This window comes from Streptomyces sp. NPDC037410 (assembly GCF_055602235.1).
In genome coordinates this window covers 42,922-58,896 of record NZ_JBVJWR010000030.1, presented here as the reverse complement: position 1 = coordinate 58,896, position 15,975 = coordinate 42,922, and the positions used below count along the sequence as shown (strand labels likewise).

The following is a 15,975-nucleotide window of genomic DNA, read 5'->3' as shown; positions in this document are numbered from 1 at the left end:
TCTGGTGTCCCTCGTCCCTTACTTCGCAGCCGCGAGCTCGGCGGCCTTGTCGGCCGCGCCGTCCATGGTGTCCACGCGCTGAACGAGCGGGTGGTTGGCGTCCGACAGGATCTTGCGACCCAGCTCCGCGTTGTTGCCGTCGAGGCGCACGACCAGCGGCTTGGTGACCTCTTCGCCCTTGGAGGCGAGGAGCTCCAGGGCCTGGACGATGCCGTTGGCGACCTCGTCACAGGCGGTGATGCCACCGAAGACGTTGACGAACACGGACTTGACGTCCGGGTCGCCCAGGATGATCTCCAGGCCGTTCGCCATGACCTCGGCGGAGGCGCCGCCACCGATGTCGAGGAAGTTCGCCGGCTTCACGCCGCCGTGGTTCTCACCGGCGTACGCGACGACGTCGAGGGTCGACATGACCAGGCCCGCGCCGTTGCCGATGATGCCGACCTGGCCGTCGAGCTTGACGTAGTTGAGGCCCTTGGCCTTGGCGGCAGCCTCGAGCGGGTTGGCTGCGGCCTTGTCCTCGAGCGCCTCGTGCTCGGGCTGACGGAAGTCGGCGTTCTCGTCGAGGGACACCTTGCCGTCGAGGGCCAGGATGTCACCGGAGGCGACCTTGGCCAGCGGGTTGACCTCGACGAGGAGCGCGTCCTCGGCGACGAAGGTCTTCCACAGGGTCACGAGGACCTCGGCGACCTGCTCGGCCACGTCGGCCGGGAACTTCGCCAGGGCCACGATCTCGCGGGCCTTCTCGATGTCGACGCCCTTGTTGGAGTCGACCGGCACCTTCGCGAGCTTCTCGGGGGTCGTCGCGGCGACCTCCTCGATGTCCATGCCACCGGCGACGGACGCCATGGCGAGGAAGGTGCGGTTGGTGCGGTCGAGGAGGTACGAGACGTAGTACTCCTCGACGATCTCCGGAGCGGTCTCCGCGATCATCACCTTGTGGACCGTGTGGCCCTTGATGTCCATCCCGAGGATGTCCGTCGCGCGGGCGACGGCCTCGTCCGGGGTGGTGGCCAGCTTGACGCCGCCGGCCTTGCCGCGGCCACCGACCTTCACCTGCGCCTTGACGACCGACTTGCCGCCAAGACGCTCGGTGGCCTCGCGCGCCGCCTCAGGCGTGTCGATGACTTCACCGGCCAGCACCGGTACACCGTGCTTGGCGAAGAGGTCCCTCGCCTGGTACTCGAACAGGTCCACGCGCGTCCGTCCCTTTTCTGATGATCGCGGTTCGTTGTCTGCGTGGGCGTGCCGCGAAGGGCAACGTGACTGCGCTGTCACAAGGGAGGCGTGCACGGAGTCCGTGGACGCGGCATGTCCGTCTCGCAGGTTATCCCCGAGGGCCGTGGGTCCCTAAATCGCAGATCCCAACAGAGCGGTGATACGGGTCACAGACCGTACGGACCAAGGGGCTGTCCGTAGGGGTGAGGGGACAGGCGCGGAAGCCCCACGTGGCAGGCGGGGACTGGCCTGCGCGCCCCTCACGACGCGCCGGGCGCCGGGGTGAGGGCCGTTCCGCCGCGCGTGTGATATGGACCTCAATCCGGTGCGGGCGCCCGAGTGGGTGGTCCCCTGGCGACGGATTCCGCACCGCTCACGGCTCGGGTATCGGCAGGGGGCGCTTCTCCAGGGCGGCCGCCATGATCTCCGGGAACAGGTCGGGGGTGCAGGCGAAGGCAGGGGCGCCGAGCGCGGCGAGCGCGGCGGCATGCTCCCGGTCGTAGGCGGGCGCGCCCTCGTCGGAGAGCGCGAGCAGGCTCACGAACTGCACCCCCGAGGCCTTCATCGCCGCGACCCGCTTCAGCATCTCGTCGCGGATGCCTCCCTCGTACAGGTCGCTGACGAGGACGACGACGGTGTCGGCGGGGCGGGTGATCCGCGACTGGCAGTAGGCGAGGGCGCGGTTGATGTCGGTGCCGCCGCCGAGCCGGGTGCCGAAGAGGACGTCGACCGGGTCGTCGAGCTGCTCGGTCAGGTCGACGACGGAGGTGTCGAAGACGACGAGGCGGGTGGCGAGCGACCGCATCGAGGCGAGCACCGCGCCGAAGACGGCGGCGTGCACGACGGAGGCGGCCATGGAGCCCGACTGGTCGACGCAGAGCACGACCTCCTTCCTGACCGCCCGGGAGGCGCGCCCGTGGCCGACGAGCCGCTCGGGGACGACCGTGCGGTGCTCGGGCAGGTAGTGCTTGAGGTTGGCGCGGATCGTGCGGTCCCAGTCGATGTCCCGGTGGTGGGGGCGGCTGATCCGGGCGGAGCGGTCGAGCGCGCCGCCGACGGTGGCGCGGGTGCGGGTGGCGAGGCGCCGCTCCAGGTCGTCGACGACCTTGCGGACGACGGCCCGGGCGGTCTCGCGGGTCGTCTCGGGCATCGCCTTGCCGAGGGAGAGGAGGGTGCCGACGAGGTGCACGTCGGCCTCGACGGCCTCCAGCATCTCCGGCTCCAGGAGGAGGGCGGCGAGCCCGAGGCGGTCGATCGCGTCGCGCTGCATGACCTGGACGACGGAGCTCGGGAAGTACGTGCGGATGTCGCCGAGCCAGCGGGCGACGGAGGGCGCGGAGGCGCCGAGCCCGGCCGAGCGGTGACCGCTGTCGGCCGTGCGGTCGTAGAGCGCGGTGAGCGCCCGGTCCATGGCGGCGTCGGTGCCGGCGAGCGCCCGACCGGTGCCGTCGGCGTCGCCGCCGCCGAGGACGAGGCGCCAGCGCCGCAGCCGCTCGTCGTCACCGAGGATCGTGGTCACGCGCGGGCCTCCGTTCTGGGGGGATCGGGGGTTCCGGGGGTTCCGGGGGTTCCGGGGGTTCCGGGGGTTCCGGGGGTTCCGGGGGTCCCGGAGGTCCCGGAGGTCCCGGAGGTCCCGGAGGTCCCGGAGGTCCCGGAGGTCCCGGAGGTCCCGGAGGTCCCGGAGGTCCCGGAGGTCCCGGGGGTCCCGGAGGTCCCGACGGTCCCGGCGGCTCCGGCGGCTCCGGCGGCTCCGGCGGCTCCGGCGGCTCCGAGGATGAGGTGGAGCAGCGGTAGTACGGCGTCGGCCCGCGCGGGGTCGGGGGCCGGGTCGAAGCCGGGTGGGGAGGTGTCGTGCGCGGCGGCGCGACCGCTCTGCGGGCCGCGCGCGACCAGCTCCCCGAGGGTGCGGCGCACCCCCTGCTCGTACCCGGAGAAGGTGCGCCGCAGCAGCGGCAGGACATCGGCGAACGCCCCCGCCGGGACGGACGTCAGCCAGGCGTCGACCAGACCGAGGAGCCGCTCGTCGTGCACGAGGAGCAGCCCGCCGCCGGAGGCCCCGCCGACGAACCCGTCGATCCAGCCGGCGGCGTCACCCGGCGGGACGCCGGGCGAGAGCGCCCGGCTCATGAGCAGCCCGGCCTCACCGTCCCCGAGCCACCCCTCGTCGAGCAGCAGCCGAGCGGCCCGCCCCCGCAGGACACCGGGTATCCGCTCCCGCCCGGCGAGCACCCGGAGCACACCACCCCAACGCTGCCGGAGGCCGGGGCGGTCCTCGTGCTCGGGGCCGTCCGCGAGGAGGCCGATCGACGTGTGGACGGCGTCGAGCCGGTCCCGCATCTGCGCGGCGGCGTCCGTGTCGAGGGCGGCGCAGGCGGGCGGCAGGCCGACGCAGATCCGCTCGGCGAGCCCGGCGGCGACCTCGCCGAGCGCGGCCGTGCCGGTGCTGCGGACGTCGCCGTAGCGCAGGGCGCGGGCCAGCGCCGGGAGGGCCTGGGCGAGGTGGGCGACGTCGGTGTCGAGCGCGGCCCGGTCGGCGAGCGCCCGCATGACGACGGGCAGCGCGTCCGCGAGCCCGGCGAGGAGGCACTGCTCGGCGAGGGCGGTGAGGTCGCCGAGGGCGGTCGCGGCGAGGGCGCGGGACTCGGCGCGGGCGGTGGCGGCGGCCTCGACGGTGGTGCCCCAGACGCCGGCCTCGGCGACCCGGACGTGCAGCTCGGGCTCCCAGCGCAGCCGCCAGGTCTCCCGGAAGGTGCCGGTGCCGGACCGTCCGGCGGCCGGCTCGCCCCAGGGGACGCCGAGGAGGCGCAGCCGGTGCAGCAGGCGGCTGCGCTCGCCGTCGGTGTCCTTGCGGAGGTCGAGTCCGAGCTCGCGCTCCCGGGCCTCGGGCTTGAGGCGCAGGGTGCGCTGGCGTCGGGCCAGATCGCGCTGGAGGGGTACGGCGGGGGCGGCGGCCGGGACCTCGCCGAGGACGTCGCCGACGACGAGGCGGTCGCGGACGAGGTCGAGCGGCACGTCGGAGCCCTCGCAGAGGACGGCGCGGACGGCGTCGGTCGTCTCGTCGAGGCCGGGGCGGGGGCGCCCGCGCAGGGCGGCGAGGGTCTCGGCGAGCCGGACCGCCTCGATGACGTGGGCGGAGGAGACGGGGTGGTCCTCGGCCCTGAGGAGGCCGGCGACCATGGTCATCCAGCGTTCGACGGGCCGGTCGGGGGCGGCGAAGAGGTGCGCGTACCAGCCGGGCGCGTCGATTCCGGCGCCGTATCCGGAGCGGCGGGCGAGCCTGCGGTGGGTCCAGGGGACCCAGGTCAGCTCGGCCTTCGCGCGGGGCAGGCCCTTCAGGAGGGCCTTGTCGGCGGCGACGGTGGTCCTGCGGGTGAGCGCGGGCACGTGCCAGGCGCCGCAGACGACGGCGACGGAGTCCCCGAACTCCTTGCGGGCGGCGCGCAGCTTGAGCCGCATGTGCGCCTCGCGGACGAGGTCGCGGGGGTGACCGCCGTGGCCGTACGTCTCGCGGAGGGCGCCCATGGCCTCGGCGAGGGCGGTGAAGGGGGCGGTGGGGTCGCCGTCCGCGCGCAGTTCGACGACGTCCTCCCACCACCGCTCGCCGTCCTCGTACCCGGCGGCACGGGCGAGTTCGGCGACGGGGTCGATCCGCAGTCCGCTGCCGCTGACTTCGTCTTCCTCGTCGGTCCAGGTGGGGTCGGCGGCGGCGAGGGTGTGGACGGCGGGCAGGTCGACGAAGCGGACGGCGGCGCCGTGGTCGAGGGCCCAGCGGATCGCGACCCACTCGGGCGAGAACTCGGCCATCGGCCAGAACGCGGCCCGCCCGGGGTCGTCCACGGCGTGGGCGAGCAGGGCGACGGGCGGCCGCATGTCCGGGTCGGCGGCGAGCGCGACGAGGGCGTCGGCCTCGGCGGGCCCCTCGACGAGGACCGCGTCGGGCCGCACCGCGTCGAGCGCGGCCCGCACCCCCCGCGCGGACCCGGGCCCGTGATGCCGTACCCCGAGCAACAACGGCCCACCGGACCACGCGGCCGGAGTCGCGGGCACGGCCCGGGGCGCGTCAGGCGCGGCCGGGGGCGCATTCGGCACGACAGGCACGGCCCGGGGCGCGTCAGGCACGACAGGCGCGGCCGGGGGCGCATCCGGCATAACAGACACGGCCCGGGGCGCGTCAGGCGCCACAGGCACAGCCCTGGGCACGTCAGGCGCCGCAGGCACAGCCCGGTCCGCGCCCGACACCCCGTCCGCGTCCAGCGCCCGCTCCGCGTCGGACACCCGGTCCACGTTCCGGGTCGTCGCCGGGGCCGTCATGCGCTCACCTCGCGGCAGGCGCGGTAGAAGTCCTTCCAGCCGTCTCTCTCCCTCACGACCGTCTCCAGGTACTCCTGCCAGACGACCCGGTCGGCCGCCGGGTCGCGGACGACCGCGCCGAGGATGCCGGCGGCGATGTCGGCGGGGCGCAGGACGCCGTCGCCGAAGTGGGCGGCGAGGGCGAGGCCGCCCGTGACGACGGAGATCGCCTCGGCCGTGGAGAGCGTCCCCGAGGGGGACTTGACCCTCGTCCGGCCGTCGGTGGTGACCCCGTCCCGCAGCTCGCGGAAGACGGTGACGACCCGGCGGATCTCGTCGACGCCGTCGGGCAGGGAGGCCAGTTCGAGGGAGCGTCCGAGCTGCTCGACCCGGCGGGAGACGATGTCGACCTCGGCCTCGGGGGTCGCGGGCAGCGGGAGCACGACGGTGTTGAAGCGGCGGCGCAGTGCGCTGGAGAGCTCGTTGACGCCCCGGTCCCGGTCGTTGGCGGTGGCGATCAGGTTGAAGCCGGGGACGGCCTGCACCTCCTGGCCCAGCTCGGGGACGGGCAGGGTCTTCTCGGACAGGATCGTGATGAGCGTGTCCTGCACGTCGGCGGGGATGCGGGTGAGTTCCTCGACGCGGGCGGTCATGCCCCGGGTCATCGCGCGCATGACGGGGCTGGGGACGAGGGCGTCCCGGCTGGGCCCGTGGGCGAGGAGCCGCGCGTAGTTCCAGCCGTACCGGATGGCCTCCTCTGGTGTGCCGGCGGTGCCCTGGACGAGGAGGGTGGAGTCGCCGCTGACGGCGGCGGCGAGGTGCTCGGAGACCCAGGTCTTGGCGGTGCCGGGGACGCCGAGCAGGAGCAGCGCCCGGTCGGTGGCGAGCGTGGTGACGGCGACTTCCACGATGCGGCGCGGTCCGACGTACTTGGGCGTGATGACGGTCCCGTCGGGGAGCGTGCCGCCGAGGAGGTAGGTGGCGACGGCCCAGGGCGAGAGGCGCCAGCGGGCGGGCCTGGGGCGGTCGTCGGCGGCGGCGAGGGCCGCGAGTTCGCGGGCGAAGGCGTGCTCGGCGTGCGGCCGCAGGGCTTCGGCGGCGGCCTGCGGTTGTCCCGGTCCGGTGTCCGTCTCGACACCGGAACCGGGCGTGGCGATGGTTTCGGGCACGGGCATGGATCCCCCTCCAGATCGTTCGACCTGCTGTGCGATCCACCGTGCACCATGCCACTGACAATCGACCGCTGACGGGGTGTCACCGCTGGTCAGGGGCGTTGTCAGTGGCGCCCTCTACCGTCGAGGACATGAATGCCATGGGGGAGCACTGGACGGTGGAACAGGTGCTGGTACTCGCTCCTGACGAAGCGTCGCGCGGAGCGGGGGTCGAGCTCGGCGCGGCCGGGCCCTGGTCGGAGACGGGGTGCGGCGACGGCGCCGTCTGGGGGCTGCGCAAGGGCAGCGGGAGCGTGCCGTACGGGACGGTCGTCGACACCAGAGGGCCCGCGTACTCCTGCGATTGCCCCAGCCGGAAGTCCCCCTGCAAGCACGCGCTCGGCCTGCTGCTGCTCCGCGCGGCGGACGGGATCGCCGCCGGGGACTCCGTCGCACCGGACTGGGCCGCGCGGTGGCTCACCGCGCGGCGCGGGCGGGCCGGGAGCGCCGGCGGGCGGGCCGGGGAGGCGGCCCCGGGGGCGACTGCGGACCCCGAGGCGGCGCGGCGCAGGGCCGAGCGGAGGGCGGCCCGGATCACCGCGGGCGCCCAGGAGTTGGAGGAGCGGCTCGCCGATCTGCTGCGCGGTGGCCTGGCGGCGGCCGGGCAGGCGGGGTACGGGCTGTGGGAGGAGACGGCGGCCCGCATGGTCGACGCCCAGGCGCCGGGGCTGGCCGGGCGGGTCAGGGAGCTGGGGGCGATACCGGGTTCGGGTCCTGGCTGGCCGGTGCGGCTCCTGGAGGAGTGCGCGCTGGCCCACCTCCTCGACCGGGCATGGCTGGCGGCGGACCGGCTGCCCGCCCCGTTCGCGGCGACGGTACGGACCCGGGTGGGCCTCACCGCCCCGGCCGACGGCGTCCCGGTGCGGGACCACTGGCTGGTCCTCGCCCAGTACGACGCGGCCGACGCCCGGCTGACGACCCGCCGGATCTGGCTGCACGGCACGACGACCGGGCGCACCGCGCTCCTGCTCTCCTTCGGTGCGGCGGGCAGAGCGCCCCAACTCGCGCTCCCCGTCGGCGCGCTGCTCGACGGCGAGCTGACCCCGCACACCGGCTCGGGGCAGGTACGGGCGGAGCCGGGCGAGCGGTTCGTCCCGGTCGCGGGCCCCGTCGCGCCGCCGGCGGGCGGCCCGGTCGGCGCGGCGCTCGACGCGTACGGCCGCGCGCTGGGCGAGGACCCGTGGCTGGACTCGTGGCCCGTGACGCTGACCGGGGTGGTGCCGGCGCCCGCGGAGTACGGCTGGCAGCTCGCCGACGCCGACGGCCGCGAGGCGCTGCCCCTGACGCCCGCCGCCCAGTCCCGGCCCGGTCTCTGGCGCCTGGTCGCCCTGTCCGGCGGCGCCCCGGTGACCGTCTTCGGCGAGGTCGGACACCGGGGGTTCACCCCGCTCGCCGCCTGGTCCCCGGAGACGCCCGGCGAGACGGTCCCCCTCATATGACGCCCGGCCACCGCGCACCGACCCACCGGAGGAGCCCGATGGACACGACCACCGCGCCCACCGCGACCACCGGCTCCGCCCGCGCCGGGGAGTCGTGGGAGGAACTCGTCAGCTCGGCGATGCTGGGCACGGACCGGCGGCCGCCCGCCGGGCTCGCGGCCACCACGACGCCCAGGGACCTGCCGGGTGCGCTGCTCGACGCCGCCGCGGTGCACACCGTACGGCGCAGGGCGGGGCTGCGGCCCGGGCCCGCCGCGCCCCTGCCGGAGCCCGCGCCGGAGGACCCCCGCGCACCGCTGCCCGAGGCGGCCCGGCTGCGGCTCGACCAGCTGCTCGCCGGGCGGGCCGCGCCCTCGCCCGCCGGGCGGCGCGGGGCCGCCCCCGACCTGGCCGAGCTGCTCCCCCAGTGGCTGGCCCTCGCCAACCGCCACGGCTACAAGGCGCCGCCCGCCGCCCTGCCGGCGCTGCTCGACGCGGCCAGGGCCCGCACCGATCTGCGGCCCCAGGCGCTGCGTCTGGCCGGTCCGCGCGGACTGTGGCTGGCCCGGCTCAACCCCGAGTGGCGGTTCGCCCTCCGGGGCACGGGCGCGGGCGGCCGGCTCCCGTCCGCGCGGGACCCGGAGGGGGTGCGCGCGCTGTGGGACGAGGGCCTGTTCGCGGAGCGGGTCGCCCTGCTGACCGCCGTACGGACCGAGGATCCGGCCGCGGGGCGCGCGCTGCTTGCGTCGACCTGGTCCGCCGAGCGGGCGGAGGACCGGCTGATGTTCCTGGACTCGCTGCGTACCGGACTGTCCGACGCCGACGAGGAGTTCCTGGAGGAGGCCCTCGGCGACCGCAGCCGCAACGTCCGGGCCACCGCCGCCGAGCTGCTGTCCGCCCTTCCGGCCTCCGCCCTCGCGGGCCGGATGGCGGGCCGGGCCGCGACCTGCGTCGGCCTGGACCGGACGGCCCCGGTACCGACCATCGCCGTCGAGGCCCCGCACGAGTGCGACGCGGCGATGCAGCGGGACGGCCTGGTGGCGACGCCGCCGGCGGGCCGGGGCGAGCGTTCCTGGTGGCTGGGCCAGCTCGTCGAGGCGGCGCCGCTGCCTTCCTGGGCGGCCAGGTTCGGGGGGCGCGGCCCGGAGGAGATCGTGGCGCTGCCGGTCGCCGACGACTGGCAGGGCGAGCTGCACGCGGCCTGGTGCCGGGCCGCCGTGCGGCAGCGGGACCCGGCGTGGTCGCGGGCGCTGCTCGGCTCCCCCGCGGTCCCGCCCGCGACGGGCCCCGGCACCTCGTCCCTGGCGGAGCGCGCCCAGCTCCTGTCGACGCTGCCCGTGGAGGAACGGGCGCGCTGGGTCGCCTCGTTCGTCGCGGCGCACGGCCTGTCGGAGGCGTTCCAGCTGCTCGGGGTCTGCGCCGTGCCGTGGGCGGAGCCGCTGGGCGCGGCCGTGATCGACGCCCTCGACATCGCGCGGGAGGCGGGCAGTTATCCGTGGAGCTTCAGCGGGGTGATGGGCCTGGCGGAGCGCTGCCTCGCCCCGGAGGCGGCGCGGCAGCTGGATTCCCTGACGGCCCGCCCGGACGAGGCGGAGGACGGCTCCCCCGGCGCGGGCGACTACTGGGCGGAAGCCTTCCAGCGCCTGGTCTCCACCCTCCGCCTCCGCGCGACGATGCACGCGGAACTCATACCGTGACGTACGGGCCGCCCGGCGCCCCTGCGGCTCCTGCGGCTCCTGGGAAGGCGACAGGGCCCTCCCGTGCGGAAGGGCCCTGTCGGTGGGCGAAGCAGCGCGCAGCGGTTACGCGGCGACGCGGACGTTCGCGTTCACCCAGTCGACGATGGACGTGGTCGTCGCGCCCGGCGTGAAGATCTCCGCCACGCCCTTCTCCTTCAGCGGCGGGATGTCCGCGTCGGGGATGATGCCGCCGCCGAAGACCTTGATGTCCTCCGCGTCGCGGTCCTTGAGGAGCTCCAGGACCTTCACGAAGAGCGTGTTGTGCGCCCCGGAGAGGATCGAGAGGCCGATGGCGTCGGCGTCCTCCTGGATCGCGGTGTCGACGATCTGCTCGGGCGTCTGGTGGAGCCCGGTGTAGATGACCTCCATGCCCGCGTCGCGGAGCGCCCTCGCGATGACCTTGGCCCCGCGATCGTGGCCGTCGAGACCCGGCTTGGCGACGACCACGCGGATCGGACCGCTCACACCCATCACTGCCTCCACATGCGACCCCCGCGCCTCTTTGCCGGGGAGGTGAACGAACGTTATCCCCAGCATCCCGCACGGGGCCGTTTCGCGGTGGCGACCGAGGGGGAAATCACACGTGGGACATGTTCGCTCTGCGTCGTCCCCGCTTTCGGGCCCTCCTCCTGGGCCCACCAGCCGCAAGCGGGGCCGGTCGCGAAGGGAGCCGCGACGAGGTCCGCCGCGCCCCGCGCCGCCGTCCGTGCGGCGCGGGGTGCGGCGGACCGGCGTACCGCTCGGCCCCGCGTGCCGTACGGGAGGCCGGCCATGGAGCTCGGCAGAGTCACCGCCCTGATGAAGGCCACCGCGCTGGAACTCGCGATCCTCACCGGCCATCTCGTCCTCTACCCGTCCGGGATCGTCGCCGAACGGCTCTCCCCCACCACGACGCCCACGACGGCGCCCACCACGACGCCCACGACGGCGCCCACGACGGCGCCCACGACGGCGCCCGCCAAGACGCCCGCCGAGACCGCGGCGAACACCGCCACCGCGCCGCCCACGCCCCTCGCCCAGGGCAGCCGCCCGGTCGTCCTCCTGCACGGCTTCGTCGACAACCGTTCGGTCTTCGTCCTGCTGCGCCGCTCCCTCCTGCGGAACGGCCGTGACTGCGTCGAGTCGCTCAACTACTCCCCGCTCACCTGTGACCTGCGGGCCGCCGCCGAGCTGCTCGGCCGCCGGGTGGACGAGATCCGCACCCGTACGGGACACGAGGAGGTCGACATCGTCGGGCACAGCCTGGGCGGGCTCATCGCCCGTTATTACGTGCAGCGACTGGGCGGCGACACCCGGGTGCGTACCCTGGTCATGCTCGGTACCCCGCACGCGGGCACCAGGGTGGCCCCGCTCGCCGACGCGCATCCGCTGGTGCGGCAGATGCGGCCCGGTTCGGAGGTCCTGCGGGAGCTCGCCGGGCCCACCCCGGGCTGCCGGACCCGGTTCGTGAGCTTCTGGAGCGATCTGGACCAGGTGATGGTGCCGGTGGAGACCGCCCGTCTCGACCATCCCGACCTGCTCGTGCACAACGTGCGGGTGAGCGGGATCGGCCATCTCGCGCTGCCCGTGCATCCGACGGTGGCCGCCGGGGTCCGTGAGGCCCTCGACGCGGGCGGTCCGGCCGTCTCCGGGGCGCGGGAGGAAGGGCCGGGCGCCACCTCCGTCGCCTGACCGCGCGACACCGCTCTTCGAACGTTCATCGAACACAAGGCCAAAGCTCTCCACCCGACCTGGCAAAACGCGGCCGATTGCCCGTTTCCTGTGGGCCCAAACCCCTCCGAAGATTGTCCGCCGCGCGTACCGCCGGGTACAGTCGCGCCACTGCTTACCCCCGGGACACCCCTCACGGGCCCGCCCCGGACTGGTCCTGCTGCCGAGGCGAGAGAGACGTTGGTGAACGACCAGCACCCCCACGCCGGGTACGTCGGAAACGGCGCCCACACCACCGGCAGCTTCGCCATCGACCCGCTGTTCGGCGCCTACCCCGGCGGTCAGGCCGACCACAGCGGCCAGTGGGACCTCGGTCAGTACGCCGCCACCGGCACGTACGCGACGACGGGGCAGTACGACACCACCGGGCAGTACGACACCACCGGGCAGTACGACACGACCGGCCAGTACGACACCACCGGGCAGTACGACACGACCGGCCAGTGGGACACCACGGGCCAGTGGAACGCCGCCGCCTCCTACGAGGCCACCGGCGCCTACGCGACCACCGCGACGCAGTACGACACCACCGGGCAGTGGGACGCCACCGCCTGGACCGAGGCCCAGCACACCGGCCAGTACGAGAACGTCCACGCCGGCGCCTACGCCGCCCAGGGCACGTACGGCTACGAGGCCTACGACACCACCGGCCAGTGGGCCGCCCCCGCCTTCGCGACCGAGACCGGCGCCTTCGACGCGACCGCGTGGAACCACGCGACCCCGGAGCCCGAGCCGGTCGTCCCCCAGCAGTACACCCCGCACGCGGAGCACACCGCCGAGTTCGCCTTCGAGTACGTCCCCGAGGGACACGAGGGCCACGCCTCCGGCGAGGACGTCGAGACCTACGCCCCGGACGACGCCGGAGCCCCGGAGGCCCTCGCCGAGGCCGAGGACGACACGTACGACGGCACGTACGACGACGGTTACGACCACGACGCGTACGACGACGGCTACGACCACGACCCGTACGACCACGACGAGCCGGCCGACGGACCCGCCGTCGAGATCCGTACGGATGCGCCCGTCGCCGGCCGCCCCGTGCGCCGCAACTCCGGCGGCAACCGCGGCCGCCGCCGTACCCCCGCCAAGCGCTCCGCGCTGCTGACCGTCGCCGTCCCCTCCGCCTGCGTCATGGGAGTCGCCGGCATCGCCGCCGCCTCCGTCGGCGGCCTCACCGGCGCCACCACGAGCGGCGGACAGAAGAACGACACGACCGCGCTCGCCGCCGCCGACCCCGCCTCGGTGAAGCAGGTCGCGGCCAACAGCGCGCTCGACACCCAGCTCGACGCGCTCAGCGCCGACGCCCGCGACTTCGGCGACCGCGCCAGCCGCACCCAGGAGCGCATCGACCTCCGGGCCCGCCAGGCGGCCGACAAGAAGAAGCGCGAGGACGAGGCGGCCCGCAAGGAGGCGCTGCGCCCCAAGTTCGTGCTGCCGGTGGCGCTCCACCAACTCAGCGCGCGCTTCGGCCAGGCGGGCGTCAACTGGATGTCGGTGCACACGGGCATCGACTTCCCCGTGTGGTACGGCACCCCGGTCAGCGCCGCGACCGACGGCACCGTCCGCACGCAGTGGAACAGCGCCTACGGCAACATGGCGATCGTGACCGCCCCCGACGGCACCGAGACCTGGTACTGCCACCTGAGCAGCACCAAGATCCGCTCGGGTTACGTCAAGGCCGGCGACGTCATCGCCTACTCGGGCAACTCCGGCAACTCCACCGGCCCGCACCTCCACTTCGAGGTCCGGCCGGGCGGCGGCTCCGCGATCGACCCGCTGCCGTGGCTGCGCAGCCACGGCCTCGACCCGACCAGCTGAGCCTTCCCCGTACACGTACGAGAAGGGGCCCCGGCATCTGCTGCCGGGGCCCTTTCCCGTACCGCCCCGCTACAGCTTCTCGACCGGCGCGTACCGCAGCAGCAGCCGCTTCGGCTTGTCGTCGCCGAAGTCGATCGTCGCCTGGGCGTCCGAACCCGAACCCGTCACCGTCATGACCGTGCCGAGGCCGAACTGGTCGTGCGTGACACGGTCGCCGACCTGGAGGGAGATGACCGGCTTCTCGCCGGCGCGCCGGGTGGCGAAGCCCGAGGGGCCGGAGCGCGCGCGGGAGGAGGACAGCGAGGAGGTGATTTCCGAGGTCGGCCCGGCGGGCTTGGCGATCGGACCGGTCCGCTTCCACTCCAGGTACGCGGGCGGGATCTCCTCCAGGAAGCGCGAGGCCGGGTTGTACGAGGGCTGGCCCCAGGCGCTGCGCATCGACGAGCGCGTGAGGTAGAGCCGCTCACGCGCGCGCGTGATGCCGACGTACGCGAGGCGCCGCTCCTCCTCCAGCTCCTTCGTCTGCCCGAGGGCGCGCATGTGCGGGAAGACGCCGTCCTCCATGCCGGTCAGGAACACCACCGGGAATTCGAGGCCCTTGGCGGTGTGCAGCGTCATCAGCGTGATGACGCCCCGGCCCTCCTCGTCCTCGTCGGGGATCTGGTCGGAGTCGGCGACGAGGGCGACCTTCTCCAGGAACTCGGCGAGGGTCGCGGGCTCCTCGCCGCGCTCCTGCTCGAACTCCAGGGCGACGGCCGCGAGTTCCTGGAGGTTCTCGATGCGGGTCTCGTCCTGCGGGTCGGTCGAGGCCTGGAGCTCGGCCAGGTAGCCCGTCCGCTCCAGGACCGCCTCCAGGACGACGGCCGGGCCCGCGCCGGACTCGACGACCGTGCGCAGCTCGTCCATGAGCGCGTTGAACCGCTTCACGGCGTTCGCCGAGCGCGCTGCCATGCCGTACGCCTCGTCGACCCGCTTGAGTGCCTGCGGGAAGGTGATCTTCTCGCGCAGGGACAGGGCGTCGATCATCGCCTCGGCACGCTCGCCGATGCCCCGCTTGGGGACGTTGAGGATGCGGCGCAGCGGGACGTTGTCCTCGGGGTTGGCGAGGACGCGGAGGTACGCGAGGACGTCCCGGACCTCCTTGCGCTCGTAGAAGCGCACGCCGCCGACGACCTTGTAGGGCAGCCCGACGCGGATGAAGATCTCTTCGAAGACACGGGACTGGGCGTTGGTCCGGTAGAAGACGGCGACGTCCCCGGCCTTGGCCTCGCCCGCGTCGGTGAGCCGGTCGATCTCGTCGGCGACGAACTGGGCCTCGTCGTGCTCGGTGTCGGCGACGTAGCCGGTGATCTGCGATCCCGCGCCCGCGTTCGTCCACAGGTTCTTGGGGCGGCGGGACTCGTTGCGCTCGATGACGGCGTTGGCGGCGGAGAGGATCGTCTGGGTGGAGCGGTAGTTCTGCTCCAGGAGGATCGTCGTCGCGTCCGGGTAGTCCTCCTCGAACTGGAGGATGTTGCGGATGGTCGCGCCGCGGAAGGCGTAGATCGACTGGTCGGCGTCGCCGACGACGCACAGCTCGGCCGGGCCGAGGTCCTCGTAGCCGGTGCCGACGAGCTCGCGCACGAGGGTGTACTGGGCGTGGTTGGTGTCCTGGTACTCGTCGACGAGGACGTGGCGGAAGCGGCGGCGGTAGTGCTCGGCGACGTCGGGGAACGCCTGGAGCAGGTGGACCGTCGTCATGATGATGTCGTCGAAGTCCAGGGCGTTGGCCTCGCGCAGCCGCGCCTGGTACATCCGGTACGCCTCGGCGAGCGTCTTCTCGAAGCCGTCGGCGGCCCGGTCGGCGAAGGTCTCCTCGTCGATCAGCTCGTTCTTGAGGTTCGAGATCTTGGCGCTGAACGACTTCGGCGGGAACTTCTTCGGGTCGAGGTCCAGGTCCCGGCAGACCAGCGACATCAGCCGCTTGGAGTCGGCGGCGTCGTAGATCGAGAAGGAGGAGGTGAAGCCCAGCCTCTTCGACTCGCGGCGCAGGATGCGGACGCAGGCGCTGTGGAAGGTCATGACCCACATCGCGTTGGCCCTCGGTCCGACGAGCTGCTCGACGCGCTCCTTCATCTCGCCGGCGGCCTTGTTCGTGAAGGTGATCGCCAGTATCTGGCCGGGGTGGACGTGCCGGGTGGCCAGGAGGTGGGCGATGCGGTGGGTGAGGACCCGGGTCTTGCCGGAGCCGGCGCCGGCGACGATGAGCAGCGGGGTGTCCGTGTGGACGACGGCGGCGCGCTGCTGCTCGTTCAGCCCCTCCAGGAGCGCGGCGGCGTCCACGACGGGCCGGGGATGGCCGTCGCGGTAGTGCGTCTCCCGGGTGGGCGGGGGCGCGTCGAAGTGCTCCCCGAAGAGGTCGTGCGGGACCTCCTCCATGGCCGGGGAGCCGTGCTCCTCGTCCTCGGGGTGGGGCGGGGGCTCCTCCGAGGAGTGGTTCTGGAGGCCGGCCAGGAAGCTGTCGTCAAAGAGGCTGCTCATCGCCTCACGAGTCTAGGACGCCGCACCGACATCCGGGCCCGCCTTCGGAAC

At 74.2% G+C, this 15,975-nt stretch carries 10 protein-coding genes; 4 read left to right on the top strand and 6 right to left on the bottom strand.

Going from position 1 to position 15,975, the window contains the following annotated elements:
* Nucleotides 1-18 precede the first annotated feature (18 nt).
* The 4 genes from sucC to ACZ7HT_RS33855 form a co-directional block, all read right to left on the bottom strand.
* Entirely contained in the window at nucleotides 19-1,197 is a 1,179-nt protein-coding gene (gene sucC, locus ACZ7HT_RS33870; RefSeq protein ID WP_471173124.1) for an ADP-forming succinate--CoA ligase subunit beta, read from the bottom strand.
* A gap of 394 nt (nucleotides 1,198-1,591) precedes the next feature.
* Nucleotides 1,592-2,728 (bottom strand): VWA domain-containing protein, encoded by a 1,137-nt coding sequence (locus tag ACZ7HT_RS33865; protein WP_471173186.1) that lies wholly within the window; start codon nucleotides 2,726-2,728, stop codon nucleotides 1,592-1,594.
* A 5-nt stretch (nucleotides 2,729-2,733) separates the two neighbouring features.
* Complete coding sequence (locus ACZ7HT_RS33860) at nucleotides 2,734-5,367, bottom strand: DUF5682 family protein (RefSeq protein ID WP_471173122.1); 2,634 nt, start codon at nucleotides 5,365-5,367, stop codon at nucleotides 2,734-2,736.
* Between the two features lie 158 nt (nucleotides 5,368-5,525).
* A complete protein-coding gene (locus ACZ7HT_RS33855) occupies nucleotides 5,526-6,683 on the bottom strand; it encodes an ATP-binding protein (RefSeq protein WP_471173119.1) in 1,158 nt (385 codons plus the stop codon).
* 128 nt (nucleotides 6,684-6,811) lie between these two features.
* Between ACZ7HT_RS33855 and ACZ7HT_RS33850 the strand changes: the two genes are divergently transcribed.
* Together ACZ7HT_RS33850 and ACZ7HT_RS33845 are read left to right on the top strand one after the other, a co-directional pair.
* Complete coding sequence (locus tag ACZ7HT_RS33850; RefSeq protein WP_471173116.1) at nucleotides 6,812-8,158, top strand: SWIM zinc finger family protein; 1,347 nt, start codon at nucleotides 6,812-6,814, stop codon at nucleotides 8,156-8,158.
* A gap of 38 nt (nucleotides 8,159-8,196) precedes the next feature.
* Nucleotides 8,197-9,834, top strand: a complete 1,638-nt coding sequence (locus ACZ7HT_RS33845) for a DUF5691 domain-containing protein (RefSeq protein ID WP_471173113.1) — start codon at nucleotides 8,197-8,199, stop codon at nucleotides 9,832-9,834.
* A gap of 105 nt (nucleotides 9,835-9,939) precedes the next feature.
* Here the strand turns inward: ACZ7HT_RS33845 and ACZ7HT_RS33840 are convergent, their stop codons facing one another.
* Nucleotides 9,940-10,347, bottom strand: a complete 408-nt coding sequence (locus ACZ7HT_RS33840) for a cobalamin B12-binding domain-containing protein (protein WP_369146031.1) — start codon at nucleotides 10,345-10,347, stop codon at nucleotides 9,940-9,942.
* A gap of 300 nt (nucleotides 10,348-10,647) precedes the next feature.
* Between ACZ7HT_RS33840 and ACZ7HT_RS33835 the strand changes: the two genes are divergently transcribed.
* Together ACZ7HT_RS33835 and ACZ7HT_RS33830 are read left to right on the top strand one after the other, a co-directional pair.
* Nucleotides 10,648-11,547, top strand: coding sequence for a lipase family alpha/beta hydrolase (locus tag ACZ7HT_RS33835; RefSeq protein ID WP_471173109.1), 900 nt, complete (start codon nucleotides 10,648-10,650; stop codon nucleotides 11,545-11,547).
* 222 nt (nucleotides 11,548-11,769) lie between these two features.
* Nucleotides 11,770-13,404 carry a M23 family metallopeptidase gene (locus tag ACZ7HT_RS33830; protein WP_471173107.1) on the top strand — a complete coding sequence of 545 codons (1,635 nt, stop codon included), beginning with the start codon at nucleotides 11,770-11,772 and terminating at the stop codon, nucleotides 13,402-13,404.
* Between the two features lie 69 nt (nucleotides 13,405-13,473).
* On the opposite strand, the gene pcrA is transcribed toward ACZ7HT_RS33830, so the two are convergent.
* Nucleotides 13,474-15,924 (bottom strand): DNA helicase PcrA, encoded by a 2,451-nt coding sequence (pcrA, locus tag ACZ7HT_RS33825; RefSeq protein WP_471173105.1) that lies wholly within the window; start codon nucleotides 15,922-15,924, stop codon nucleotides 13,474-13,476.
* Nucleotides 15,925-15,975: the final 51 nt, after the last annotated feature.

What these genes read in the sequence shown, in the direction of transcription:
- ACZ7HT_RS33860 (WP_471173122.1), bottom strand. Translation starts at nt 5,367, where the DNA reads ATGCCGGATGCGCCCCCGGCCGCGCCTGTCGTGCCTGACGCGCCCCGG.
- ACZ7HT_RS33855 (WP_471173119.1), bottom strand. Translation starts at nt 6,683, where the DNA reads ATGCCCGTGCCCGAAACCATCGCCACGCCCGGTTCCGGTGTCGAGACG.
- ACZ7HT_RS33850 (WP_471173116.1), top strand. Translation starts at nt 6,812, where the DNA reads ATGAATGCCATGGGGGAGCACTGGACGGTGGAACAGGTGCTGGTACTC.
- ACZ7HT_RS33845 (WP_471173113.1), top strand. Translation starts at nt 8,197, where the DNA reads ATGGACACGACCACCGCGCCCACCGCGACCACCGGCTCCGCCCGCGCC.
- pcrA (WP_471173105.1), bottom strand. Translation starts at nt 15,924, where the DNA reads ATGAGCAGCCTCTTTGACGACAGCTTCCTGGCCGGCCTCCAGAACCAC.
- ACZ7HT_RS33835 (WP_471173109.1), top strand. Translation starts at nt 10,648, where the DNA reads ATGGAGCTCGGCAGAGTCACCGCCCTGATGAAGGCCACCGCGCTGGAA.
- ACZ7HT_RS33840 (WP_369146031.1), bottom strand. Translation starts at nt 10,347, where the DNA reads ATGGGTGTGAGCGGTCCGATCCGCGTGGTCGTCGCCAAGCCGGGTCTC.